The sequence below is a fragment of the Pantoea trifolii genome, assembly GCF_024506435.1.
In the GTDB taxonomy this organism is placed as follows: Bacteria; Pseudomonadota; Gammaproteobacteria; order Enterobacterales; family Enterobacteriaceae; genus Pantoea; species Pantoea trifolii.
In genome coordinates this window covers 3,847,761-3,870,851 of sequence record NZ_JANIET010000001.1, presented here as the reverse complement: position 1 = coordinate 3,870,851, position 23,091 = coordinate 3,847,761, and the positions used below count along the sequence as shown (strand labels likewise).

General features: G+C 56.2%; 21 protein-coding genes. 14 read left to right on the top strand and 7 right to left on the bottom strand.

Annotated elements, in window-relative coordinates; all coding sequences use genetic code 11:
* Positions 1 to 29: 29 nt before the first annotated feature.
* Positions 30 to 2,171 carry an intracellular growth attenuator family protein gene (locus NQH49_RS18050; RefSeq protein ID WP_256697672.1) on the bottom strand — a complete coding sequence of 714 codons (2,142 nt, stop codon included), beginning with the start codon at positions 2,169 to 2,171 and terminating at the stop codon, positions 30 to 32.
* A gap of 397 nt (positions 2,172 to 2,568) precedes the next feature.
* Here NQH49_RS18050 and nudE point away from each other — a divergent pair, with 397 nt between their 5' ends.
* Positions 2,569 to 3,135, top strand: coding sequence for an ADP compounds hydrolase NudE (nudE, locus tag NQH49_RS18045; protein ID WP_256697670.1), 567 nt, complete (start codon positions 2,569 to 2,571; stop codon positions 3,133 to 3,135).
* 51 nt (positions 3,136 to 3,186) lie between these two features.
* On the opposite strand, the gene mrcA is transcribed toward nudE, so the two are convergent.
* Positions 3,187 to 5,733, bottom strand: coding sequence for a peptidoglycan glycosyltransferase/peptidoglycan DD-transpeptidase MrcA (gene mrcA, locus NQH49_RS18040; RefSeq protein WP_256697668.1), 2,547 nt, complete (start codon positions 5,731 to 5,733; stop codon positions 3,187 to 3,189).
* A 149-nt stretch (positions 5,734 to 5,882) separates the two neighbouring features.
* On the opposite strand from mrcA, the gene pilM reads away from it, so the two are divergent.
* The 12 genes from pilM to trpS all read left to right on the top strand — a co-directional run bounded on the left by pilM (position 5,883) and on the right by trpS (position 15,861).
* The gene (gene pilM, locus NQH49_RS18035) at positions 5,883 to 6,692 is read left to right on the top strand and encodes a pilus assembly protein PilM (protein ID WP_256698456.1); all 810 of its coding nucleotides are present in this window, start codon (positions 5,883 to 5,885) and stop codon (positions 6,690 to 6,692) included.
* Complete coding sequence (locus tag NQH49_RS18030) at positions 6,692 to 7,234, top strand: PilN domain-containing protein (RefSeq protein ID WP_256697667.1); 543 nt, start codon at positions 6,692 to 6,694, stop codon at positions 7,232 to 7,234. Before pilM ends, NQH49_RS18030 begins: the two co-directional genes overlap by 1 nt.
* Positions 7,227 to 7,721: a HofO family protein gene (locus NQH49_RS18025; RefSeq protein WP_256697665.1), complete on the top strand. Its 495-nt coding sequence runs from the start codon at positions 7,227 to 7,229 to the stop codon at positions 7,719 to 7,721. The genes NQH49_RS18030 and NQH49_RS18025 overlap by 8 nt, the downstream gene beginning before the upstream one ends.
* A complete protein-coding gene (locus NQH49_RS18020) occupies positions 7,711 to 8,088 on the top strand; it encodes a HofP DNA utilization family protein (protein ID WP_256697664.1) in 378 nt (125 codons plus the stop codon). Before NQH49_RS18025 ends, NQH49_RS18020 begins: the two co-directional genes overlap by 11 nt.
* Positions 8,033 to 9,292 carry a DNA uptake porin HofQ gene (hofQ, locus tag NQH49_RS18015; RefSeq protein ID WP_256697663.1) on the top strand — a complete coding sequence of 420 codons (1,260 nt, stop codon included), beginning with the start codon at positions 8,033 to 8,035 and terminating at the stop codon, positions 9,290 to 9,292. Before NQH49_RS18020 ends, hofQ begins: the two co-directional genes overlap by 56 nt.
* A gap of 481 nt (positions 9,293 to 9,773) precedes the next feature.
* Positions 9,774 to 10,295, top strand: coding sequence for a shikimate kinase AroK (gene aroK / locus NQH49_RS18010; RefSeq protein WP_008107887.1), 522 nt, complete (start codon positions 9,774 to 9,776; stop codon positions 10,293 to 10,295).
* Positions 10,296 to 10,334: 39 nt separating this feature from the next.
* The gene (gene aroB / locus NQH49_RS18005; protein ID WP_256697662.1) at positions 10,335 to 11,423 is read left to right on the top strand and encodes a 3-dehydroquinate synthase; all 1,089 of its coding nucleotides are present in this window, start codon (positions 10,335 to 10,337) and stop codon (positions 11,421 to 11,423) included.
* Positions 11,424 to 11,484: 61 nt separating this feature from the next.
* Positions 11,485 to 12,522: an SPOR domain-containing protein gene (locus NQH49_RS18000; protein WP_256697660.1), complete on the top strand. Its 1,038-nt coding sequence runs from the start codon at positions 11,485 to 11,487 to the stop codon at positions 12,520 to 12,522.
* A gap of 96 nt (positions 12,523 to 12,618) precedes the next feature.
* Positions 12,619 to 13,431 (top strand): adenine-specific DNA-methyltransferase, encoded by an 813-nt coding sequence (dam, locus tag NQH49_RS17995; RefSeq protein ID WP_008107884.1) that lies wholly within the window; start codon positions 12,619 to 12,621, stop codon positions 13,429 to 13,431.
* 65 nt (positions 13,432 to 13,496) lie between these two features.
* Positions 13,497 to 14,180 carry a ribulose-phosphate 3-epimerase gene (rpe, locus tag NQH49_RS17990; protein WP_008107883.1) on the top strand — a complete coding sequence of 228 codons (684 nt, stop codon included), beginning with the start codon at positions 13,497 to 13,499 and terminating at the stop codon, positions 14,178 to 14,180.
* Positions 14,164 to 14,841 (top strand): phosphoglycolate phosphatase, encoded by a 678-nt coding sequence (locus NQH49_RS17985; RefSeq protein ID WP_061719727.1) that lies wholly within the window; start codon positions 14,164 to 14,166, stop codon positions 14,839 to 14,841. The genes rpe and NQH49_RS17985 overlap by 17 nt, the downstream gene beginning before the upstream one ends.
* Positions 14,842 to 14,856: 15 nt before the next feature.
* Positions 14,857 to 15,861: a tryptophan--tRNA ligase gene (gene trpS, locus NQH49_RS17980; protein WP_154194058.1), complete on the top strand. Its 1,005-nt coding sequence runs from the start codon at positions 14,857 to 14,859 to the stop codon at positions 15,859 to 15,861.
* Positions 15,862 to 15,911: 50 nt separating this feature from the next.
* On the opposite strand, the gene NQH49_RS17975 is transcribed toward trpS, so the two are convergent.
* The 5 genes from NQH49_RS17975 to nirB all read right to left on the bottom strand — a co-directional run bounded on the left by NQH49_RS17975 (position 15,912) and on the right by nirB (position 21,540).
* Complete coding sequence (locus tag NQH49_RS17975) at positions 15,912 to 16,358, bottom strand: hypothetical protein (RefSeq protein WP_256697659.1); 447 nt, start codon at positions 16,356 to 16,358, stop codon at positions 15,912 to 15,914.
* A 75-nt stretch (positions 16,359 to 16,433) separates the two neighbouring features.
* On the bottom strand, positions 16,434 to 17,798 hold the full coding sequence (gene cysG / locus NQH49_RS17970) for a siroheme synthase CysG (protein WP_256697658.1): 1,365 nt from the start codon (positions 17,796 to 17,798) through the stop codon (positions 16,434 to 16,436).
* 44 nt (positions 17,799 to 17,842) lie between these two features.
* Positions 17,843 to 18,646 (bottom strand): nitrite transporter NirC, encoded by an 804-nt coding sequence (gene nirC, locus NQH49_RS17965; RefSeq protein WP_256697657.1) that lies wholly within the window; start codon positions 18,644 to 18,646, stop codon positions 17,843 to 17,845.
* 30 nt (positions 18,647 to 18,676) lie between these two features.
* Positions 18,677 to 19,003, bottom strand: a complete 327-nt coding sequence (gene nirD, locus NQH49_RS17960) for a nitrite reductase small subunit NirD (RefSeq protein ID WP_256697656.1) — start codon at positions 19,001 to 19,003, stop codon at positions 18,677 to 18,679.
* The gene (nirB, locus tag NQH49_RS17955) at positions 19,000 to 21,540 is read right to left on the bottom strand and encodes a nitrite reductase large subunit NirB (protein ID WP_256697655.1); all 2,541 of its coding nucleotides are present in this window, start codon (positions 21,538 to 21,540) and stop codon (positions 19,000 to 19,002) included. Before nirB ends, nirD begins: the two co-directional genes overlap by 4 nt.
* Positions 21,541 to 21,775: 235 nt before the next feature.
* On the opposite strand from nirB, the gene NQH49_RS17950 reads away from it, so the two are divergent.
* Positions 21,776 to 23,059 carry a cytosine deaminase gene (locus tag NQH49_RS17950; RefSeq protein WP_256697653.1) on the top strand — a complete coding sequence of 428 codons (1,284 nt, stop codon included), beginning with the start codon at positions 21,776 to 21,778 and terminating at the stop codon, positions 23,057 to 23,059.
* The last annotated feature ends 32 nt before the right edge of the window (positions 23,060 to 23,091 follow it).

Sequence of the window (23,091 nt, the reverse complement as noted above, 5' to 3'; positions counted from 1 at the left end):
GGCGACAGGGTAGCACAGAAGGGAAGGGCTCAGAACAGCGAGCGCACGCTCTGCATAGTGTTCATATTGTGGTTGAAGCACTTGTCGTAATACTGCTGAATTTCCGCCATGCGCAGGCGATTACGATGAATACGACGCAGCGCCAGCAAGCCGTTGATCACCGCGCTGGCAATCAGCACCAGCATCAACAGCGCGGTACCCAAATAGCGCCACTGCGCCATGGCATCCGGCTCGTTATGCAGCGCGATATGGCGTGTGCCGTTGGCATCGGTAGTAATGCTGGTGATGATACCGCTGGCGGCGAACGGCGTGTGCAGCAGCATGCCGGACATGCGTTGCAGTTCGCGCCATTGTGAAGGTGCATCAAGATCAAACAGCGCGACCGACGGTTGCGGCTGCGTCACCATCTGACGACCTTCATCACTGACAATCAGGAAGCCACCCGGCGGCGGGCTGTTAAGGTTTTCCGCCGCGCGACGCGTTTCACGCGCGAAGAAGCTGGACGTGGCGGTGTTCACCAGATTTTCCAGCGCTTCGGCACTCACCGGACGCAGCAGCACGTTCATGCCATTCAGCTTGCCGGAATCCGCGCGGTGAATCAGTGAATCCCAATCTTTGGCGTTGCCGAGATTCACCAGCGCATTTTTCAGGCGTACACAATCCTGCTGCTGGCTGCACAAATCCTGGGTTTTCAGCACCAAATCGGAGAAGTCATCCAGCAGAATCATGCCGGATTTTTGAATCGCCGAGGCCAGCTGCGGGTTGAGTTTGGGATCGGTGTTGGTTTCCGGATGCAGCTGACGCGTGGTGGTATCGAGCAGCGCCGAGGCTTTATCGATGATGTCCGATTGCGGCTGTGGCAGCGGCGCGGCGTTATTCCAGTAAATCGCTGAGCAGTCGAACGGCATGTAAGCGTAGCTGCGATTGCTTTGGTAATTGCCCGGTACCGAACACATGCCGGTGCCAGCCACTTTCAGGCTGTCGCCGATATGCAGCGGCAGCGCATTCAGCTTATCCACGCTATTCACTTCGATGCTCTCGGTGCCTTTGACCCACGCAAGGCTGAGTTTGATCGGCATGCTGAGAGGAATCCAGGTGAACAGCATCACCAGCACCAGCAGCGAACCGCATGCCAGCACCAGATTTTTACGCCAGCGCTGCACCGGGAAGTTACGTACTTCGTCCTGCAGCGACAGGAAACGACCCTGACGCACCACCTGACGATTGAGATACATCTCGACGTCGGTGGTCTGGCCTAAATCGTGTGCGACATATGGCTGCCAGTGTGCGGGATAGATTAAATCGATAATACCCAGCGAGATGTTGCTCTGCTCCTGATTGGATTCACCAAACAGGCCCCAGCGCTTAGGCGCACCGCGCAGGCAATGCACATCGTGCAAACCTTTGGCGCCAGGGAGGCGATAGAGGAACCACAGGCTGACGGCGATCATCAGGCAGCCGAGCAGGGCAATCCAGCCCATCAGGCTGCCGGGCAACACCAGACTCAGGAAGAACAGCAGGAACGCGAAACAGATGACCACCGCTTCACGCGTGCCGTCGGCGCGTGACAGTTGATACTCTTCCGAGGTCTCTTTGCGTACCTGCAGCAGCTCAACGTTTTCGCTCTCTTCTTTGCGAATCGACGCGTTAGTGGATATCGGACGCACCAGCGGCGGCAGCGCCGGTTGTTCCACGGCGTAATTCACCAGCGAATGGCCGTTGAGTGAAATCACCAGCGGCAGCGTTTGCGTGCGGATCAGCTCTACGTAGTTCTCTTCGGCGATGTACTGTTCCCATAGCGGCGGCAGATGCACTTCGACTTCATCGAGGTAGTAGCGCCATTTCTGCGGATCGTCGGTAGAGAGGCCGTAGCGGGTGATGGAGCGGGTGACAGGATAAACATTGTTGCTTTGCGCGGTGAGCGTCAGCGCTTCAGGTTCGCGCGACTTCTTTGCCGAGCGTGCGCTGCTGTGTTGCTGATGTTTGGCGATGAGCGCGATGTACTTTTCAACGGCAGTACGTTCTTCGTCGGTGAGCTTGCGATTAGGCGGACTGATAAACGGCAGCGGTTTCGCCAACGGCGGACGATGCCGCATAGCGTACCAATAGCCGATACCTGCTAAGAGGGAACAGGCGAGCATGACAGCCAGAATGACAATATAAGTGCTCATGCTTTGCTCAATCCAGCCAAAAAACTGCCTTCACGTTAACGATTTACTCCCGGTGAATCCATCAATACAAGTCAATTTTGGCGAGCAGATGTCATTCTGACAAGGGAAAAGTCAGATAAAATAACGCGCAAAATCATTTAATTATAGTTTGTTAGATTATTCCTCAACGGGATGTTAACCAGACATGACTCAATTAAATATCGGTATTTTCTGAATTTAACAATACACCGTTGACTTATTGTGAATTTTTAACTGCATAGATAACAAGAAGTTGTTAGCAGCCGTAAGTGAATATGTGTCACCATAGTTTACTTACGCTGCGTGTCGCACAATAGTTCTGGCTTCGGTATGCTGGCGTCATCACGTTTCACAGGGTTGTGCTAAGTTTGAGGCTGATATGAAAACCCCAATGAAAAAACCTGACATCCTCAATGTGGCAGCGGTGGCCCGCTCCCGCCTGTTCACTATCGAAGCGGTCGATCTCGCTTTCAGCAACGGCGCGCGCCGCGTCTATGAACGCATGAAACCTTCCGATCGTGAAGCGGTGATGATTGTGCCGATTATTGGCGATGACGTGATCCTGATTCAGGAGTACGCCGTCGGTCTGGAAAGTTACGAACTGGGCTTTCCAAAAGGGCTGATCGATCCTGGCGAAAGCGCCTTTGAAGCGGCCGATCGCGAACTGAAAGAAGAAGCGGGATTTGGTGCCACCAAACTGGAAGCGCTGGGCAAGCTGACCATGGCGCCCTCATATTTCTCCAGCAAGATGAACATTGTGGTGGCGGAAGGGTTGTACGAAGATAAGCTGGAAGGTGATGAGCCGGAGCCGCTGATCGTCCATCGTTGGCCGCTGAATAATCTGCTGGCGCTGCTGGATGAACCGGACTTCCGCGAAGCGCGTAACGTCAGTGCGCTGTTTATGGTGCGCGAGTGGCTGGTGAAGCAGGGCCGTTTAAGCTACTAAATTTCATCATGCTATAAAAAAGAAAGCCGGCAAATTTGCCGGCTTTTTTGATCAGAACAGTTCGTGGCTTTGGCCGTTGTCCATGATGGTGGTGCCCACATCATGCACCGAATACTCCGTCGGCTGCGTGCCGTTGATGAAGTACTCCTGACGTGAGTTGCCGCCATTGGCCAACTTGCCGGTGCCGCGATCGATGTTAACGGTGACCACGCCATCTGGCGGTGTCAGCGGCTGCACCGGCACGCCTTCCAGCGCGGATTTCATATAGTCATCCCATGCTGGCTGCGCACTCTTCGCGCCGCCCTCGTAACCGGAGATCTGATCCGGAATCGCGCCTGACATGGTTGAGCGACCCAGCGCGCGTGAATCATCGAAACCAATCCACACTGACGTCACCACGCCCGGACCGTAACCGGAGAACCACGCATCTTTCGAGCTGTTGGTGGTACCGGTTTTGCCGCCGATATCATTACGCTTCAGGTCACGACCGGCACGCCAGCCCGTCCCCATCCAGCCCGGCTCGCCGAAGATGTTAGTGTTCAGCGCGCTCTTGATCAGAAATGACAGCGGCGTGTTGATCACGTGCGGGGCATACTGCTGCTCGCCACCCGGCTGCGGCTGGGCTGGAACTTGCTCCAGCTCCGGCTGCGGCACGGTTTGGTTCTGCGATTGATCGGAAGTCGCGACATTCTCGACGCTCTCTTCGTTCAGCGCGACCGACTTTTTGGTATCGCCATAGATTACCGGCAAGTTGCACTGCGGACAGGCAATTTTCGGTTTCTCTTCAAAGATCACGCCGCCTTGTTCGTTCTCAATCTTAGTGATGAAGTACGGATCAACCAGGAAGCCGCCGTTCGCCATCACCGCGTAGCCGCGAACCACCTGCATTGGGGTAAAGGACGCCGCGCCTAAGGCTAACGATTCGGTATGCACGATGTTCTGCGCCGGGAAGCCGAAACGCTGCAGATATTCCGCCGCATAATCCACACCCATCGCACGCATCGCACGCACCATCACCACGTTTTTCGACTCGCCTAAGCCCTGACGCAAACGGATTGGGCCCGCATAAGTAGGCGGTGAGTTCTTCGGACGCCAGTCGGCACCTGCACCGGCATCCCAGCGCGAAATCGGTACGTCGTTGAGAATCGATGCCAGCGTTAAACCGCGATCCATTGCTGCGGTATACAGGAATGGCTTGATGTTGGAGCCCACCTGGCGCAATGCCTGGGTCGCGCGGTTAAACATGCTTTGGTTAAAGTCGAAACCGCCGACCAGTGCGCGCACCGCACCATCTTCTGGGTTGAGTGACACCAGCGCGGAGTTCACCGCCGGAACCTGGCCGAGCCACCAGTCGTCATTCACTTTGCGCACCCAAATCTGCTGACCGGCTTGCAACACCTGCGTCACGCTGCGCGGCGTTGGGCCTTGCAGCGTGTCAGATTTGTAAGCACGCGCCCAGCGTACGCCCGCCATATTCAGCGTGACGCTGCTGCCATCTTTCAGCATTGCTGTGGCTTGATCGGCGCTGGCGCTGGTGATCACCGCAGCATTCAGCGGTCCGTAAGTCGGCAGATTTTTTAGCGCGTTCTGGATGCGGGTTTGATCCCAGCTCGCTTCGCCCACTTTCCACAGCACATTGGTCGGGCCGCGATAGCCGTGGCGCATGTCGTACGCCATCACATTGTTTCGCACCGCCTGCTGTGCCGCTTCCTGCAGATGACGAGTGACGGTGGTGTAAACCTTGTAGCCATCTTCATAAGCGCGGTCGCCGTAACGCTTCACCATCTCCTGACGCACCATTTCACTTAAGTAAGGTGCAGAGAAGGCGATCTCCGGACCGTGATAGCTGGCCGCCAGCGGCGTGTTGCGCGCGTCGTCATATTGCTGCTGCGTGATGTAGTTTTGATCCAGCATACGGGCCAGCACCACATTGCGACGCGCCAGCGCACGCGTATGAGAATAGAGCGGGTTGAAGGTCGAAGGGGCTTTCGGCAATCCTGCAATCATCGCCATTTCACTCAGCGACAGTTGATCAATAGGTTTACCAAAATAGACCTGCGCCGCCGCGCCCACGCCGTACGCGCGATAGCCGAGATAAATCTTGTTGAGATAGAGCTCAAGAATTTCATCTTTGCTCAGCAGCTGTTCGATACGGATCGCGAGGAACGCTTCCTTAATCTTACGCATCAAGGTGCGTTCCGGGCTGAGGAAGAAGTTACGCGCCAACTGCTGAGTAATGGTACTGGCGCCCTGCGAGGCGTGACCGGACATCAGCGCAATGCTGGCTGCACGGAAAATCCCCACTGGGTCGACACCGTGATGCTCGTAGAAACGGCTATCTTCGGTGGCAATAAACGCTTTGATTAACTCAGGCGGCATCTGTTTCAGAGTCAGCGGGACACGGCGCTTCTCACCGTATTGGGCGATCAGATCGCCATCCGCGCTGTAAACCTGCATAGGAGTTTGCAGGCGCACATCTTTCAATGTGTTCACATCAGGCAGCTGCGGCTCTATGTATTTGTACAAACCATAAACCGTGCCGGCTCCCAGCAAAATGCAACACACTGCAAGGATCAATAAATACTTTACGAACTTCACCTGAGAATTCCCATCTGTTGTCGTTTGAGCAGTTTATAAGCAACCGCGCGGTAGTATAAAGACAAGCCTGACGCTTTGATATACCCGCCATAATTGAAGTTGGCCGGGTATTGGAGCTCATTACCTTCAATGATAAGGAGATCATGCGTATGGCTTTTCAGCGCTGGCAAATTGGACTGGACATCCAAAACGGGCAACTGTGCGCCCTTGGCATCGAACGTCGACGTCATGGTTGGCAGTTGCGACACTGGTGGCAACAAACGCTGCCGCAAGATACGTTAAGAAACGGCGTGCTGCAAACCACGCCTGCGTTACTGGATATGTTAGGGCGCTGGCAGCGCCATCTGCCGAAACGCTATTCACTGCGCGTTGGCCTGCCGCCGCAGTTGGTATTGCAACGTACTTTGCCCATGCCGGAAACCTCGCTGCGTGAACCCGCGCTAGGGCGCTATGTAGCGGCTTCCGCACAGCGCCTGTTTCCCGTTGAGCCTGCTTCGCTGTCGCTGGATTATCGCTCGCTGGGCAAGGATGCTTCGCTGTGCGTCACCGCCGCGCGGCGCGAGGTGATTGCGCAATGGCTGACGCCGCTCAAGCAGGCCGGTCTGCGCCCGGACGTGTTCGAACTGAGCAGTCTGGCACTGACGCAGATCGCCATGCGCCTGCCGTTACGCCACAACCAGTTATTGATTCATCCGCTTAGCGATCACTGGCTGTGGACGCTGGCGGGCGAAAGCACCACTTCAGGCGCGGCCACCGAACCTCTCACCCTCTCGCAGCTGCGCGAAACCTTCCCGCAGATGGAAAGCGTATTCTGCACCTCAAACCAGGTGTTGCCCGAGGAGCAGGTTAAACGCTGTAAACCGTTTTCACTGCTGCATTATCTGCAACCGCCGCTGCCCACGCAGGAAGGTATTTTTGCCATCGCGCTTGGGCTGGCGCTGCGCCCGGAGGATGTCTGATGCTGGCGGTTAACCTGCTTCCCTGGCGCATTCAGCAATCGCAGCGGCGGCGCCAGCAGAGCATCTCGCTGCTCTTACTTACGCTGGCGGTGACTTTGCTCATCCTCTCATTGCTGTGGTGGCGCGGTGTCAGTGCGCGGCAGCAACAGACGAACGCGCTGATGGAAATTACTTATCTGCTCAATGCGCTGCAGCAACAGCTGGAACAGCAGCAATCGCTGTTGCAGCTGCGTGAATCACTACTTAAGGCGCAGCAGGAACAGCTGCAGCGGCAAGAGCAGCATCAGCGCTGGCAGCATTTTTGGCAGCAACTGCCGCAGTTGATGCCTGACACCTTGTGGCTGAATCGCCTCGAGCGACGGCAAGGGCAACTGGTGCTGGAAGGGCAGGCGCAGAGCATGGCGGCAGTCAGTGATTTCCGTCGTCAGCTCATCACCCAGCCGCTGTTCAGCAGCGTAAAGCAGGGCGGCGTGAAGCGCGAGGCGGGCGGCGACTATCGCTTCGCTTTACATGCGCGTGTGCAGGAGGCGACAGATGAATGAATTCCTGCAGCGCTGGCTGATGCTAACGCTACCGCTGCGTATGGTGTGGCTGCTGATGTTATCGCTGCTGCTGTTTGCGCTGACGTGGATTGTGCTGCTTCGGCCGCAGCAGCAGATGCATGAAGCGCAAGTGCGGCAGCTGGAACAGATGCTGCAACAGCAGCAACAGCGGCTAAAGCAACTGGCTTCACTTCCGGCGATTGATGCCTTGCAGATCGAGATTAGCCAGCTTCAGCAACCCACGAAAGATGCGGGTAATCAGCAAACGCTGGAGCGAATCGTGGCGGCGCGCGGCAGCCAGCTGGAAGCCTGGCATCCGGATAGTCAGCCGCAACAGCTGCAGTTAAGGCTGATCTGGCCGCAATTTCTGCCGCTGTTTAGCGAATTAGCCAACACCCGATTACCGGTGCCACAACGCTTTCAGCTGCACGCCGAGCAGGGCGTATTGAATACGCAACTTTGGCTGGAGAGTGACGATGCGGAGTAGCGCATTACTGTTATTGCTCTGTAGCTCGCTGGCGTTGGCGCGCGACCCTTTTCAGCCGCTGGCAGAAACGCTGTGTCAGGCGCAGGTTGCTGCTCCAGAAGGCTGGCGTTTGCAGGGCATTATTGGCACGGCGCCGCACTACGTGGCGTGGCTGGTGTCGCCACAAGGCAAAAGCCATCGGCTGAAAGATCAAGCGCCTTTCCCCCAGCCGCCCTGGCAGGTCGTGCAGCTTACGTCGCGCACGCTGGTGCTGAGTGCGGCACAAAGCTGCACACCACAGCAAATCACATGGGTAATAAAAGGAGGTTTTTATGAAATGGATGACGTTACTGATGCTGCTGTGTCTGAGCATGCCGCTGCGCGCTAATAACGACCGCTTAAGCCTGACGTTTGATGATGCGCCGGTTGAACGTATTTTGCAGGCGCTGGCCGATTATCAACAGACCAACCTGCTGATTGCGCCAGGCGTTGAAGGTCGGTTATCGCTGCGCTTAGACAATGTTGGCTGGGATCGCGCGCTCGCGTTGGTAATGAAGTTAGCAAAACTCACCGTGGTGCAGGAAGAGGGCGTTTTGCTGGTCTACCCGGAAAGCTGGCAGCAGTTACAGGTGCAACAGGAAAAGGAGGAACGCGAGGAGGAAAAACAGCAAACGCCGCTGGAGCAACAAACTGTGACACTGCATTACGCCAGCGCCAGCGATATTTATCGCAGTCTGCAAGCCGAGCGTTCTTTGATGACGCCGCGCGGCAGCGTCACGGTCGATAGCCGCACCAACAGTTTGCTGCTGCGCGACACAGCTGAGGCGCTGCGTGACACCGAACGCTGGTTAAAAGCGCTGGATTTACCGCTCGAGCAGGTTGAGCTCACCGCGCACATCGTCACCATCAATGAAGAGCATCTGCGTGAGCTGGGCGTGAACTGGGGCACGTCACCGGCAGAAGTGGTGACGCAGGCGCTACGCAACCCGTTGCTTGAGATCCCACTAGCGGTGAGCAATCCGGCGTTTCGCGCTGGCGTGACGTTGGGCCAGGTCAGCGGCGAGTTGCTCAATCTCGAGCTGAGTGCGCTGGAGCAGGAGAATCAAATCGAAATCATCGCCAGTCCGCGCTTGTTTACCTCGCATCAGCAAACCGCCAGCATCAAGCAGGGCACGGAAATCCCTTATGAGGTCAAATCAGGCAACAGCGGCGCGACGGCCATTGAATTTAAGGAAGCGGTTTTGGGTATGGAAGTAACACCGGTGGTGCTGGGAAATGGCCGCATCCAGCTCAAATTACGGCTGAGTCAGAACTTGCCGGGACGCAGTCTAAACATTGGCGACAATCAGGTGCTGAGTATTGATAAGCAGGAGATCGAGACTCAGGTGACGCTGCGCGATGGGGAAACCTTAGCGCTAGGCGGCATTTTCCAGCAGCAGCGTTCGCTGAGCGAAAAACGTGTGCCTGGGCTTGGCGATCTGCCGTTACTGGGCAATTTGTTCCGTCAGCAAACCGATGAGCAGAAGAAAAAGGAGCTGGTGATCTTTATTACTCCCCGACTGGTCAGGGAAGCAGCGCTTACTGCCGGATAAAGCGGAAAATTCGCTCTGTGAGGCCAACTGCGTTGACGCAGGGCTGGAATTAGCTTACAAGGTTTAGCGATTTTCAAAACGGTGTAACGGAACGCGGCAGAATAACCTTCCGAATGACGTTGGTCACAAGCGATACTGACGTCAAAAGAAATATCTCCAAAATAATTCGAGCTCCAGTAAGACGTTAAATGAGTGAATGCACTGTGCTTACATCGGTAAGCGATTACAGTGGATGACCCCGGCCAGCGTGCCTGTAGCACGAAATATAGCGGATTAGCGGAGGTGCGTTACCGTCTCGCGAACCACAGACCGGTCCTGTTAAGAGGTCGCCGGGGGCAATTTATTCGGTTGCCAAACGGCCATGAGTGTTGAGATAATTTTCCGTCTGACTCTTGTTAACGCTCATGAGGTCTCAGTTCCTGTCCCGCCAGCTACGCTGAACGCGGGGTATCATCAACGAATTCTTAGTAATACCGATAAAATGGCAGAGAAACGCAATATCTTTCTGGTTGGGCCGATGGGTGCCGGCAAAAGCACTATTGGTCGTCAGTTGGCTCAGCAACTCAATATGGAATTTTTCGATTCCGATCAGGAAATTGAGCGACGCACCGGAGCGGATGTAGGCTGGGTATTTGATGTGGAAGGCGAAGAAGGCTTCCGCGATCGTGAAGAAAAGATCATTAATGAGCTGACCGAGAAGCAAGGCATTGTCCTCGCGACCGGTGGCGGCTCAGTCAAATCCCGCGAGACCCGTAATCGTCTCTCCGCCCGCGGTGTGGTCGTATACCTTGAAACCACCATCGAAAAGCAACTTGCTCGAACCCAGCGTGATAAAAAGCGTCCGCTGTTGCAGGTTGAATCACCGCCGCGTGAAGTACTGGAAGCGCTCGCAGGTGAACGTAATCCGCTTTATGAAGAGATCGCTGATGTCACTATTCGCACTGACGATCAAAGTGCAAAAGTGGTGGCCAATCAGATCATCAACATGCTGGAAAAGAACTAATCCAGCGCCCTGAGGGCTCAGCAATAGGTATCGGTCATCATGGAGAAGATCACTGTCTCACTCGGGGATCGCAGTTACCCCATCACCATCGCTGCCGGACTGTTTAACGATCCGGCTTCTTTTTGGCCGCTCAAAGCAGGCGACAATGCCATGCTGGTGACAAACCAGACACTGGCGCCGATCTATCTTGAATCACTGTCAGCGCTGCTCAGCAATGCCGGCATTAAGGTAGATCAGGTCATTTTGCCTGATGGTGAGCAGTACAAAACGCTGGCGGTGATGGACGAGGTATTCACCGCGCTGCTGAAAAAGCCGCACGGTCGTGATACCACGTTGATTGCACTGGGTGGTGGCGTGATTGGTGACTTGACCGGCTTTGCTGCGGCCAGCTATCAACGTGGCGTGCGCTTTATTCAGGTGCCGACCACGTTGTTGTCTCAGGTTGACTCCTCCGTCGGTGGAAAAACCGCGGTTAACCATCCACTCGGCAAAAACATGATTGGGGCGTTTTATCAGCCCGCGTCTGTCGTGGTGGATACCCTTTGCCTGGCCACTCTGCCACCGCGCGAATTAGCGTCCGGTCTGGCGGAAGTGATCAAATACGGCATTATCCTTGATGGCGAATTCTTCCAGTGGCTGGAGCAGAACCTTGATGCTCTGCTGGCGCTGGATGAAACAGCCCTGGCTTACTGCATCCGTCGCTGCTGCGAGTTGAAAGCAGAAGTGGTTGCGGCTGATGAACGCGAAACTGGCGTACGTGCACTGCTCAATCTGGGCCATACTTTTGGTCATGCGATTGAAGCACACATGGGCTACGGCAACTGGCTGCACGGCGAAGCAGTGTCAGCTGGCATGGTGATGGCCGCACGTACCGCTGAACGTTTAGGGCAGTTCACCTCTGCTGAAACCGATCGCATTATCGCGCTGCTACTGCGTGCTGGTTTGCCTGTACATGGCCCAGCGAGCATGGCGGCGGAAGATTATTTGCCACACATGATGCGCGATAAGAAAGTGCTGGCGGGCGAGCTGCGTCTGGTGCTGCCTCTCGCTATTGGCCGCTCTGAAGTGCGTGGCGGTGTGGCACATGATATGGTGCTGGCAGCAATCAACGATTGCCAGAAACCCTGATTATTAGAAGTGAGTGGTGATGCGGCGTGTGGGAAGCGCGTCGTTTTACGGAGGAGGCTAAATGGATGAGTTCAAACCGGAAGACGAGTTAAAACCTGACGCCAGTGACCGCCGTCCGACGCGGCCACGCAAATCGTCTTCTGCGCCGAAAGTGAAAGTACCGGTTTCTCGTCAACATATGATGATGGGCATTGGTATTTTGGTTCTGCTGTTGGTGGTGCTGGGGATTGGTTCAGCATTAACCGGCCCAGACGAGAAGAAACCTGCAAACAATACCGCAAATAACGGCGCGGCACCTTCTGCCGGTGGCAGCGAAAAGAATATCGACCTTTCGGGATCGACGTCCATGAGCGGCCAGCAAAACGCCACGCCTTCTGCTGATGGCAGCGCACCGCAAAACACAGCGGGCACGGCTGCACCAGCGAGTAGCGACGGCCAATCCATTTCGATGCCATCAGTCTCCTCTACGCCGACGCAAGCTGCGCCTGTGGATACGCCAGCCAATCAGCAGCGTGTCACGCTGCCGGGCGATCTCAATACTGCGCTGAACAATCAGCAAGGTTCTGTCGATGCCGCAGCACAAGGCGCGCAGGGTAATAGCTCGTTGCCAACCGCACCGGCCACGGTCAGCGGCAACGGTAAAGCGATTACGCCGCCAGCCATGCGTTCAGAGACCCCAGCGCGCACCAGCAACAGCGGTACACGCGAGACGCACGCGTCGACGCCGCACAAAACAGCGGCCGCCACTAAACCGGCACCCGTGAAAGAGAACAACACCCGCACCACCGCGACGCGTAATTCCGCACCTGCCAGTTCGAGCGGTGCCAGTAAATCGCTGCCTTCGGGCGGAAACTACACGCTGCAGTTAAGTGGCGCGTCGAAAGAAGAGAGCCTGAACGCCTGGGCGAGAAAACAGAACCTGAGCGGTTATCACGTGTATAAAACCACGCGTAACGGCGAGCCTTGGTATGTGTTAGTGAGCGGTGCTTACGCCACGCCAGCCGATGCGAAACGCGCCGTGGCATCGCTGCCAGCGGAAGTACGAGCAGCTAATCCATGGGTAAAACCGCTTAGCCAGGTGAAGAAAGAAAGTCAGTAATTGATGTGGGGCCGTAAACATGCGGCCCCGTTTAAAGCGCAGAGCTGCTGTCGGTTTCACCACAGCCAATAATTAAGATGTAATAACCACGACAGCATGAAAAAAAATCGCGCTTTCCTGAAATGGGCCGGAGGAAAATACCCGCTCCTTGATGACATCCGTCGTCATTTGCCACAAGGTGATTGTCTAATTGAACCCTTTGTCGGCGCCGGTTCCGTGTTCCTCAACACCGATTATGACCGCTATCACCTGGCGGACATCAACGGTGATCTCATCAATCTGTATAACATCGTCAAAACGCGAACTGCGGCTTTCATAGAAGACGCGCGTCAGCTCTTCAACGCTGAAGGCAACACGGCAGAAACCTACTACGCGCAGCGCATCGCTTTTAATGCGAGCAAAGATGAATATCAGCGCGCGGTGCTGTTTCTGTATCTCAATCGCCACGGTTATAACGGTCTGTGCCGCTACAATTTGCGCGGTGAGTTTAACGTGCCATTTGGTCGTTATCGCAAGCCGTACTTCCCGGAAGCGGAGCTATTATGGTTTGCCGAACGGGCGCAAAAAGCGACCTTTGTCTGTGAATCGTACGATGTTACTCTGAACAACGCCGTTGAAGGCTCAGTGGTTTATTGCGATCCGCCGTATGCACCGCTCTCGGCGACAGCGAATTTTACCGCTTACCACACCAACAGTTTTAGTCTGCGCGAGCAGCAGCATCTGGCGGAACTGGCCAATAAGCTGGCGCAGCAAAACCGCATCCCGGTACTGATTTCAAATCACGATACGCTGCTCACGCGTGAGTGGTATCAGAATGCGGATTTACACGTAGTCAAAGCCCGGCGTTCCATCAGCCGAAGCATAAGTGGTCGCACGCAAGTCGACGAACTGCTGGCGCTTTTCCGCTAGCTTGTTTCGTCCGCGACCAAGGCATTACGCCAGCTCAGGCTGGCGCACAAAATTGGGAGAATCGGATGAAACAATTTTTACTGGCCCCTTCAATTCTGGCTGCTGACTTCGCGCGCTTGGGTGAAGACACCGCCAAAGCGCTGGCGGCAGGTGGTGATGTGGTCCATTTCGATGTGATGGATAACCACTACGTTCCCAATCTGACGATGGGGCCGATGGTGCTGAAAGCGCTGCGCGATTACGGCATCACTGCACCTATTGATGTGCATCTGATGGTTAAACCTGTGGATGCATTGATCCCGGAATTCGCGAAAGCCGGCGCCACCTTCATCACTTTCCACCCGGAAGCCAGCGAGCATGTTGATCGCACGCTGCAGCTGATCAAAGAGCACGGCTGCAAAGCGGGTCTGGTATTCAACCCTGCGACGCCGCTCGACTACCTCGACTATGTAATGGATAAGCTGGATATCATTCTGCTGATGTCGGTGAACCCAGGCTTCGGCGGTCAATCCTTCATTCCTGGTACGCTCGACAAACTGCGTCAGGCGCGTCGCCTGATTGATGAGAGTGGCTACAACATCCGTCTGGAAGTGGATGGCGGCGTGAAGATCGATAACATCGGCCAGATTGCTGCCGCCGGTGCCGATATGTTTGTGGCCGGTTCGGCGATCTTTGGTCATCCGGATTACAAAAAAGTGATCGATGAGATGCGTGGCGAACTGGAGAAAGTTAATGGCTCATTTCACTGATATCCGCGCGCTGGCGTTTGATCTCGACGGTACGCTGGTTGATAGCGCGCCCGGTTTGTCACAAGCCATCGATCATGCCTTGAGCGATCTGCAGCTGCCGCCACCGGGTTTGGCATTGGCCTCGACCTGGATTGGTAACGGCGCCGACGTGATGATGACCCGCGCGCTGACCTGGGCGCTGGGACGCGAGCCGCATGCCGAAGAGCAACGCGATGCACGCGCGCTATTTGATAAGTATTACGCGCAAACGGTGGAAGCGGGCAGCACGCTGTTCCCGCAGGTGAAGGAGACGCTGGCGGCCTTGCAGGCGAAAGGTCTACCGCTGGCGATCGTCACCAACAAGCCCACGCCGTTTGTGGCGCCGCTGTTGAAGTCGCTCGGAATTGCCGAGTACTTCACGCAGATTATCGGCGGTGATGACGTGATTGTGAAAAAGCCCCATCCGGCAGCCATTTTCCTCGTCCTTGGTCATTTTGGCGTGCTTCCGGGACAATTGCTGTTTGTCGGCGATTCCCGCAATGATATTCTCGCGGCCCAGGCGGCAGGCGTACCGAACATCGGTATGACATTTGGCTACAACTACGGTGAGCCGATTGCGACAAGCCAACCCGATTTAACTCTCGACTCTTTTGACGAACTTTTGCCCGCTATCGGGCTGTGATTATCAGGACATAACATGAGCAAACCCATCGTTTTCAGCGGCGCCCAGCCTTCCGGTGAACTGACCATTGGCAACTATATGGGTGCGCTGCGTCAGTGGGTGCAGATGCAGGATGATTTCCACTGCATTTACTGCATCGTCGATCTGCACGCCATCACCGTACGTCAGGATCCCACCGCGCTGCGTAAAGCTACGCTGGATACCTTAGCGCTCTATCTTGCCTGCGGCATCGACCCGGCGAAAAGCACCATCTTTGTTCAGTCGCACGTGCCAGAGCATGCGCAGCTGAGCTGGGTGCTGAACTGTTACGCCTATTTCGGCGAACTGAGCCGCATGACGCAGTTCAAAGATAAATCCGCGCGCTACTCGGAAAACATCACCGCCGGCCTGTTTGATTATCCGGTGCTGATGGCGGCCGATATCCTGCTGTATCAAACCAATCAGGTGCCGGTTGGCGAAGATCAGAAGCAGCATCTGGAGCTGAGCCGCGATATCGCCCAGCGTTTTAATGCGCTGTACGGCGATGTGTTCAAAGTGCCTGAACCGTTCATTCCGAAATCGGGTGCACGCGTGATGTCACTGCTTGAGCCGACCAAGAAAATGTCCAAGTCAGACGACAACCGTAACAACGTGATTGGTCTGCTGGAAGACACCAAAGCGGTAGTGAAGAAGATCAAACGCGCGGTGACTGATTCCGCCGAGCCGCCAGTGGTGCGCTACGACGTTAAAGAGAAAGCCGGTGTTTCTAACCTGCTGGATATTCTCGCGGGCGTGACCGGTAAAAGCATTGCGCAGTTGGAGCAAGAGTTCGAAGGCAAAATGTACGGCCACCTGAAAGGTGAAGTGGCTGAAGCGGTTTCAGGCATGCTGACCGAACTGCAGGAGCGTTATCATCGTTTTCGTAACGATGAAGAGCTGCTGAATCAGGTGATGCGTGATGGCGCAGCGAAAGCCCGCGCCCATGCGCAGGAAACGCTGAAGAAAGTGTACGAAGCGGTAGGCTTTGTCGCACAGCCGTAAGCGGCTAGCGGGATAGAACAGAACGGTGGGTCATCATGACCCGCCGTTTTTTATTTGATGCGATGTAACGCCAGTTCCGCGCCATCCCAGAACAAGCGGGCGTTACCGTCAGCCAGCACGCTGATCACCGCGCCTGGCGCAGGTCCCCAAGCCTGATTGCCACAGCTCACATTGAAGCCATAACGGAAGGTGAAATCACGATCCTGGCCTGCGCCATTGGCGGCGCTAAGACGTGGTTTAGCGTTGCAGTTATCGACGGAAGGATTGATGCTGCGCTCGGCTGTGCCGCGCGTCCAGGTTATCGCATTTGGCTTAAACGCCACGCGCGCGCCCATAAACTGCGGATCATTCTTGATATAGATCTGACCCATTTCCTTCTTTGGCTTTACTGCCACCACTTGCCATTCACCCACCACGTTCGACCAGGTAACGGGTGCAGCGGTAGCAACCACGCTCAACGGCAATAACAACGCGCAAATCAGTGAAGCAACGCGCATGGAAACTCCTTATTGATGAGAAAGATGGCCTGTAGTCTGGCGACAAAGCGCAGCGCTGTACAGTTTTTTGCCGTGTCAGAACCAGCGTAACTGTGAACGCAGTTCCACTACGCGACCAACAATAATCAGAGCCGGACTGGCAAACTGCTGCGCCAGCGTGGCCAGTTCCGCCAGCGTTGCGGTCTCCACGCGCTGCTGCGGCGTGGTGCCATTCTGCACAATCGCTACCGGCATCGCGGCATCCATGCCGTGCTGTAACAGCTGCTGCTGGATTTCCGGCGCCTGTGCCAGCCCCATATAGAACACCAGCGTTTGCTGTTCTGCGGCCAGCTTGCGCCACTCGATTTCGCCATGCTGCTGCAAATGACCGGTGACGAAACGCACGCTCTGCGCGTGGTCGCGATGCGTCAGCGGAATGCCGCTGTAGGCGGAGCAGCCCGAGGCGGCCGTAATACCCGGCACCACGCTAAAAGGGATGTGGTGCTGCGCCAGCAGTTCCAGCTCTTCACCACCGCGGCCGAAGATAAAGGGATCGCCGCCTTTTAGTCGCACTACGCGCTTGCCGCTCTGCGCCTGCTCAAGTAAAACCTGGTTGATCTGCGATTGCGGTACGCAGTGATTGCCGGCTTGTTTGCCGACAAAGACGCGCTCCGCATCGCGGCGGACCAGATTGAGAATCGGCTCGGAGACTAAGCGGTCATACACCACCACATCGGCCTGCTGGATATGCTGCAAGCCTTTCAGCGTCAGCAGCCCCGCATCGCCCGGCCCGGCGCCCACCAGCACCACTTCGCCTTGCTGCGACAGCGGCGCATCGAACAGGGTTTCGACGATGTGTTCCGCGTGTGGCCGATCGCCATTCGCCAGGGTTTGCGCCAGCCGATCGCTGACGAAGAAGCGCTCCCAGAAAGCACGCCGCTGCGCCATGCTGTTAAAGGTACGTTTGACGCGACTGCGCAGCGATCCGGCTAATGACGCTAACTCACCAAGATGTTGTGGCAGCATCGCTTCGAGTTTTTCGCGCAGTAAACGCGCCAGCACCGGCGCGCGACCGCCAGACGACACGGCAATCATCAGCGGCGAACGATCGACAATCGATGGCATTATCGCGCTGGCTTCCTGCGGTGCATCCACCAGATTGCAGAAGATACGACGCAACTCCGCCGCATCGCCAACCTGCTGATTAACCGCATCATCATCGGTGGCGGCAATCACCAGCCAGCACTCTTCGAGCCAGCGCTCATCAAACGCGCCGGGTAATAAGGTCAACTTTCCCTGTTGTGCCCACTGCTGAAAAGCGGGGGAGAAATCCAGCGCGCCAACCTGCAAATCGGCACCGGCGTCCAGCAGCAAACGCGCTTTGCGTTCTGCCACATCGCCACCGCCCACCAGCAAACAGCGTTTGCCTTGCAGGCGGCAAAACAGCGGAAAGTATTCCATAGCTCATCCTGAAAAAGCCCGCGCGAGGCGGGCTGAAAAAAGTGTTATGCCGTTTTGAGCGGCGCGGCTTGCGCTTCGGCCTGCGGGCGCTGCGCCTGCGGTGTGGCGTACCAATAACCGAGGCCCATCAGCACCATGCCGGAGAACATATTGCCCAACGTCACCCACAGCAAGTTGTGGCCGATGCCGCTCATTGTGAAGTCCGCATTATGCTGACCAAACCACGACAGCGCAAAGACCGTCATGTTGGCAATCGAGTGTTCGTAGCCGGAAGCGATGAATGCCAGCAAGCACCACCAGATGGCGATGAACTTTGCCGTGCCTTCGGTACGCACCGCCATCCAAATCGCCAGACACACCAGCCAGTTACACAGCGCGCCTTTAAAGAACAGCGCCATGGCTGGCTGCGTGGTTTTCGCCAGCGCCGCGCTGTGCAGCAGCGATCCGGCATTTGGCAGCAGCGGACCCGCCGCATAGTAATAAATCAGCGCGACCAACACTGAACCGACAAGATTACCTAGCCAGGTTTGCGGCAGCACGCACCACATCTGGCCTTGCTTGATGCTGCCGGCTTTCACGCCGATGGTCAGAAACATAGTATGACCAGTAAACAGCTCGGAACCGGCGATGATCACCAGCGTTAAGGCGATACCGAAGGTCGCGCCCATCAGCAGCGGACGATAAGCCGGATCGACCAGATTGCCGAGCGTGAAGATCAGGATAATCGCCAGGCCAACGTAAGCGCCCGCCATCGCCGAGCTGATCCAGAAGGCCAGCGGGCTGTGCTGTGCTGTACGCACAATGCGCGCCGCGTTGGCGGCGCATTTATTCAGGGTGTCAGTAAACATGGTGACGTCTCATAAAGTGAAGGAATGCTGTCAGGCGCAGATCTCGACCTTGCCATCGCTAACGCGCACCGGATAGCTCGCCACTGAGCGCGCTTCGTCTTCCAGACAAAGGCCATCGCTCAAACGGAAACGCTGTTTCTTCAGTGGACTTGCCACCCACAGCGCCTGCTGGTGCTCCGCAATCAGGCCGCGAGACAACACGCTGGCCTGGGCGAAAGGATCGATATTGCTTAAGGCGTAGAGTTGCTCATCGTCACGCGGACGGAAGATAGCAATTTGCTGGCCGTTGATCAGCGCGCATACGCCGGTCGCAGGCAGAATTTGGCTGAGTTCACACACTGAATGCCACTGGCTCATGCGTCGATCTCCTCAATCAGAGTGACCGCAATGCGCTCGGCGGGTTGCGCCGGACGATGCTGATCGCGTTGGTTGATATGCTGTACCAGCGGATCGCGCCGATCGCTGTTGATAAAGGTATTGAAGTGCGACTGCTGCTGTGGGTTTTGTACTGTTGCGGTCCACTCACATTCCACCGCCGCGCGCAGACGCGCCAGCTCGGTTTCCAGCTGTGTATTCAGGCCGAGTTTGTCATCGATAATCACGCTGCGCAGATAGTCGATGCCGCCGTCCATGCTTTCCAGCCACAGCGAGGTGCGCTGCAAGCGGTCGCCGGTGCGGATGTAGAACATCATGAAGCGATCGAGGTAGCGCAGCAGCGTATCGCGATCGAGATCGGCGGCCAGCAAATCGGCGTGACGTGGCTTCATGCCGCCGTTGCCGCAGACATACAGGTTCCAGCCTTTCTCGGTGGCGATGATGCCAACGTCTTTGCCCTGCGCTTCGGCGCATTCACGTGTGCAGCCGGAGACGCCAAACTTCATCTTGTGCGGGGTGCGAATGCCTTTGTAGCGATGCTCCAGCTCAATGCCGAAGCCGAGGCTGTCGCCCACGCCAAAGCGGCACCAGACGCTGCCGACGCAGGTTTTCGCCATGCGCAGCGCTTTGGCATACGCTTGTCCGGTTTCAAAACCGGCATCGATCAGCTGCGTCCAGATAGCCGGCAGATCGTCGCGCTGCGCACCAAACAGGCCAATACGCTGCGAGCCGGTGATCTTGGTGTAGAGATTGTACTGGCGCGCCACGGCGCCAATCGCCATCAATCCTTCCGGCGTGATTTCACCGCCGGCCGAACGCGGGATCACCGAGTAAGTGCCATCTTTCTGGATATTGCCGAGGAACAGGTCGTTGCTGTCCTGCAGCGGTGCGAGCTGTGGCTTCAGCACGTATTCGTTCCAGCAGGAAGCCAGCAGCGAACCTACCGTCGGTTTACACACTTCGCAGCCGTAGCCCTGTCCATATTTAGCCAGCAACGCGTCGAACGATGTGATCTCTTCCACGCGAATCAGGTGATACAACTCCTGACGCGAATAAGGGAAGTGCGCGCACAAATGATTGTTGACCTCGATGCCCTGACGGCTCAGTTCAGCGTTCAGCACCTGAGTAATCAATGGAATACAGCCGCCGCAGCCGGTTCCGGCGCGGGTTTCGGTTTTCAGTGCAGCGACGGTGTGGCAACCGCCTTGCACCGCTTTAACGATATCGCCTTTGCTGACGTCGAAGCAGGAGCAGATTTGCGCGCTGTCCGGCAGTGCATCAGCGCCCATCACCGGTTTCTCGCCGCTGCCCGCGGGCAAGATCAGCAACGCCGGATTTTCCGGTAGCGCAATGTTATTCAGCGCCAGCTGCAGCAGATTGCCGTAATCGCTGGTGTCACCGACCAGCACCGCGCCGAGCAGCGTGCGGTTATCTTCGCTGACAATCAGGCGCTTATAGATATTTTTCTGTTCGTCGAGCCATACGAAGCTGCGTGCGCCCGGCGTGCGGCCATGTGCATCACCAATGCCACCGACATCAACGCCCAGCAGTTTCAGCTTGGCGCTCATATCCGCACCGGCAAACGCGTTATCGCGACCAACCAACCGGTCGCTGGCGACCTGCGCCATCTTGTAGCCCGGCGCGACTAAGCCATAAACACGGTTCTGCCAGGCGGCACATTCACCGATGGCGAAGATGTTTGTATCGCTGGTCTGGCAGTGATCGTCAATGGCGATGCCGCCGCGCGCGCCAAGCTGCAGGCCGCACTGTTTAGCCAGCTTGTCCTGCGGGCGAATGCCGGTCGAGAAGACGATGAAATCGACATCCAGCGCGCTGCCGTCAGCAAACTCCAGCGTTTTGCCGCCGTGTGGGTGATGGACGATCTGCTGGGTGTTTTTGCCGGTGTGAACGCGCACGCCCATTTGCTCAATTTTACGGCGCAGCTGCTCGCCGCCTTGAGGATCAAGCTGTTCTGCCATCAGCACCGGCGCGAACTCAATGACGTGGGTTTCGACGCCGAGGTTTTTCAGCGCACCTGCCGCTTCCAGCCCTAACAGGCCGCCGCCAATCACCGCACCGCGTTTGCTGCGGCGTGAACAGGCTTCAATGGCGTTGAGATCTTCAATGGTGCGATAGACATAGCAATCGCTGCCTTCCGCGCCTTTAATCGGTGGAATCCACGGATAAGAGCCGGTGGCGAAAATCAGCGTGTCGTAATGCACCGCGCGACCGGTATTCGAGTGAATCAGTTTTTCATCGCGATTGATGGTGATGGCGCGTTCGCCGAGTAGCAGATTAACCTGATGCTTTTCATAATAACCTTCGCGAACCAGCGAGAGTTCTTCGGCGGTGTGATGGGAAAAATAGGCGGAAAGGTGGACGCGGTCATAGGCGACGCGGGGCTCTTCACAGAAGACGGTTATCGCAAACTCACTGGATTGATCTTTGTCGATAAGTTCTTCTATAAAGCGGTGGCCGACCATGCCGTTGCCAATAATAACGACACTGTGCTTGCTCATGCTTGCCTCAAAAATTGCGGTATCTGCGCCTACCTTAACGCGGCGCTTTTGACGCTTATTGATGTACATCAAGCGCGCCCCTATATACCTATTCTGAGGTATATAGCTGATTTTGAACGAATTAGTTAAGTGGCTTATTTGTTTGGTTATTGTTCTGGTCGCCATAAATAACGACCCTACGTTGGTTTCCCTTTTTCATGCTAGCTTTAGGCTTTGCGTTTAACAGGAGTACGGCATGGCAAACCCGTCACTGAAGTGGATCAACAACCTGCGCTTAGCGGGCCAGCAGGGCTTGTGGCAGATCGAAATCGATAACGGCAAGATTGCGCAGATTCGCCCGCAGCCGCCGCAAACCGTAGCGCAGCCGGACGCGCTGGATGCGCAGGGCGGACTGGCGAGCGCGCCATTTATCGAGCCGCATATTCATCTCGACACCACGCAAACCGCCGGCGAACCCGCCTGGAACCAATCCGGCACGCTGTTTGAAGGCATCGAACGCTGGGCGGAGCGCAAAGCGTTGTTGAGCCGTGACGATGTGAAACAGCGCGCGCAACAGACCTTGAAGTGGCAAATTGCCAACGGTATTCAGCATGTGCGTACTCACGTGGATGTCTCCGATCCCACGCTCACCGCGTTAAAGGCTATGCTGGAAGTGAAAGCGGAAATGGCGCCGTGGATCGATATCCAGATTGTGGCGTTTCCGCAGGAAGGCATTCTCTCTTATCCCAACGGTGAAGCGTTGCTGGAAGAGGCGCTGCGCATGGGCGCGGATGTGGTGGGCGCGATTCCGCACTACGAATTCACCCGCGAATACGGCGTGGAGTCGCTGCATAAAACCTTTGCGCTGGCTAATCGCTACGATCGGCTGGTGGATGTGCACTGCGACGAGATCGACGATGAGCAGTCGCGCTTTGTGGAAACCGTGGCGGCGCTGGCGCACCGTGATGGCAACGGTGAGCGCGTCACCGCCAGTCATACCACGGCGATGCACTCCTACAACAATGCCTATACGTCGCGGCTGTTCCGTCTGCTCAAGCTTTCTAACATCAACTTTGTTGCCAATCCGCTGGTGAATATCCATCTGCAAGGGCGCTTTGATAGCTATCCAAAACGTCGTGGCATCACGCGAGTGAAAGAGCTGCTGGAAGCAAACATCAACGTCTGTTTCGGGCACGATGATGTGTTCGATCCCTGGTATCCGCTCGGCACTGCCAGCATGTTGCAGGTGCTGCATATGGGATTGCATGTTTGCCAGTTGATGGGCTACGAGCAGATTAATAATGGCTTGCAGCTGATCACCACGAACAGCGCCAAGACCATGCAGCTGGCGAATTACGGTATTGAGGCAGGTAATGATGCCAGTTTGATTATTCTGCCGGCGGAGAGTGGATTTGATGCGGTGCGGCGGCAGGTGCCGGTACGTTATTCAGTGCGTAAAGGCGTGTTGGTGGCAGCGACGCAGCCCGCCAGCAGCGAGATCTATTTAGCGGAAAAAGAAGCGGTAACCTTCAAACGCTGAGGAGCAGGGCGGACCGAGGTCCGCCCATCAAA

Coding starts and splice junctions, on each gene's coding strand:
- NQH49_RS18050 (WP_256697672.1), bottom strand. CDS start 2,171: ATGAGCACTTATATTGTCATTCTGGCTGTCATGCTCGCCTGTTCCCTC.
- nudE (WP_256697670.1), top strand. CDS start 2,569: ATGAAAACCCCAATGAAAAAACCTGACATCCTCAATGTGGCAGCGGTG.
- pilM (WP_256698456.1), top strand. CDS start 5,883: ATGGCTTTTCAGCGCTGGCAAATTGGACTGGACATCCAAAACGGGCAA.
- NQH49_RS18030 (WP_256697667.1), top strand. CDS start 6,692: ATGCTGGCGGTTAACCTGCTTCCCTGGCGCATTCAGCAATCGCAGCGG.
- NQH49_RS18025 (WP_256697665.1), top strand. CDS start 7,227: ATGAATGAATTCCTGCAGCGCTGGCTGATGCTAACGCTACCGCTGCGT.
- NQH49_RS18020 (WP_256697664.1), top strand. CDS start 7,711: ATGCGGAGTAGCGCATTACTGTTATTGCTCTGTAGCTCGCTGGCGTTG.
- hofQ (WP_256697663.1), top strand. CDS start 8,033: ATGAAATGGATGACGTTACTGATGCTGCTGTGTCTGAGCATGCCGCTG.
- aroK (WP_008107887.1), top strand. CDS start 9,774: ATGGCAGAGAAACGCAATATCTTTCTGGTTGGGCCGATGGGTGCCGGC.
- aroB (WP_256697662.1), top strand. CDS start 10,335: ATGGAGAAGATCACTGTCTCACTCGGGGATCGCAGTTACCCCATCACC.
- NQH49_RS18000 (WP_256697660.1), top strand. CDS start 11,485: ATGGATGAGTTCAAACCGGAAGACGAGTTAAAACCTGACGCCAGTGAC.
- dam (WP_008107884.1), top strand. CDS start 12,619: ATGAAAAAAAATCGCGCTTTCCTGAAATGGGCCGGAGGAAAATACCCG.
- rpe (WP_008107883.1), top strand. CDS start 13,497: ATGAAACAATTTTTACTGGCCCCTTCAATTCTGGCTGCTGACTTCGCG.
- NQH49_RS17985 (WP_061719727.1), top strand. CDS start 14,164: ATGGCTCATTTCACTGATATCCGCGCGCTGGCGTTTGATCTCGACGGT.
- trpS (WP_154194058.1), top strand. CDS start 14,857: ATGAGCAAACCCATCGTTTTCAGCGGCGCCCAGCCTTCCGGTGAACTG.
- NQH49_RS17975 (WP_256697659.1), bottom strand. CDS start 16,358: ATGCGCGTTGCTTCACTGATTTGCGCGTTGTTATTGCCGTTGAGCGTG.
- cysG (WP_256697658.1), bottom strand. CDS start 17,798: ATGGAATACTTTCCGCTGTTTTGCCGCCTGCAAGGCAAACGCTGTTTG.
- nirC (WP_256697657.1), bottom strand. CDS start 18,646: ATGTTTACTGACACCCTGAATAAATGCGCCGCCAACGCGGCGCGCATT.
- nirD (WP_256697656.1), bottom strand. CDS start 19,003: ATGAGCCAGTGGCATTCAGTGTGTGAACTCAGCCAAATTCTGCCTGCG.
- nirB (WP_256697655.1), bottom strand. CDS start 21,540: ATGAGCAAGCACAGTGTCGTTATTATTGGCAACGGCATGGTCGGCCAC.
- NQH49_RS17950 (WP_256697653.1), top strand. CDS start 21,776: ATGGCAAACCCGTCACTGAAGTGGATCAACAACCTGCGCTTAGCGGGC.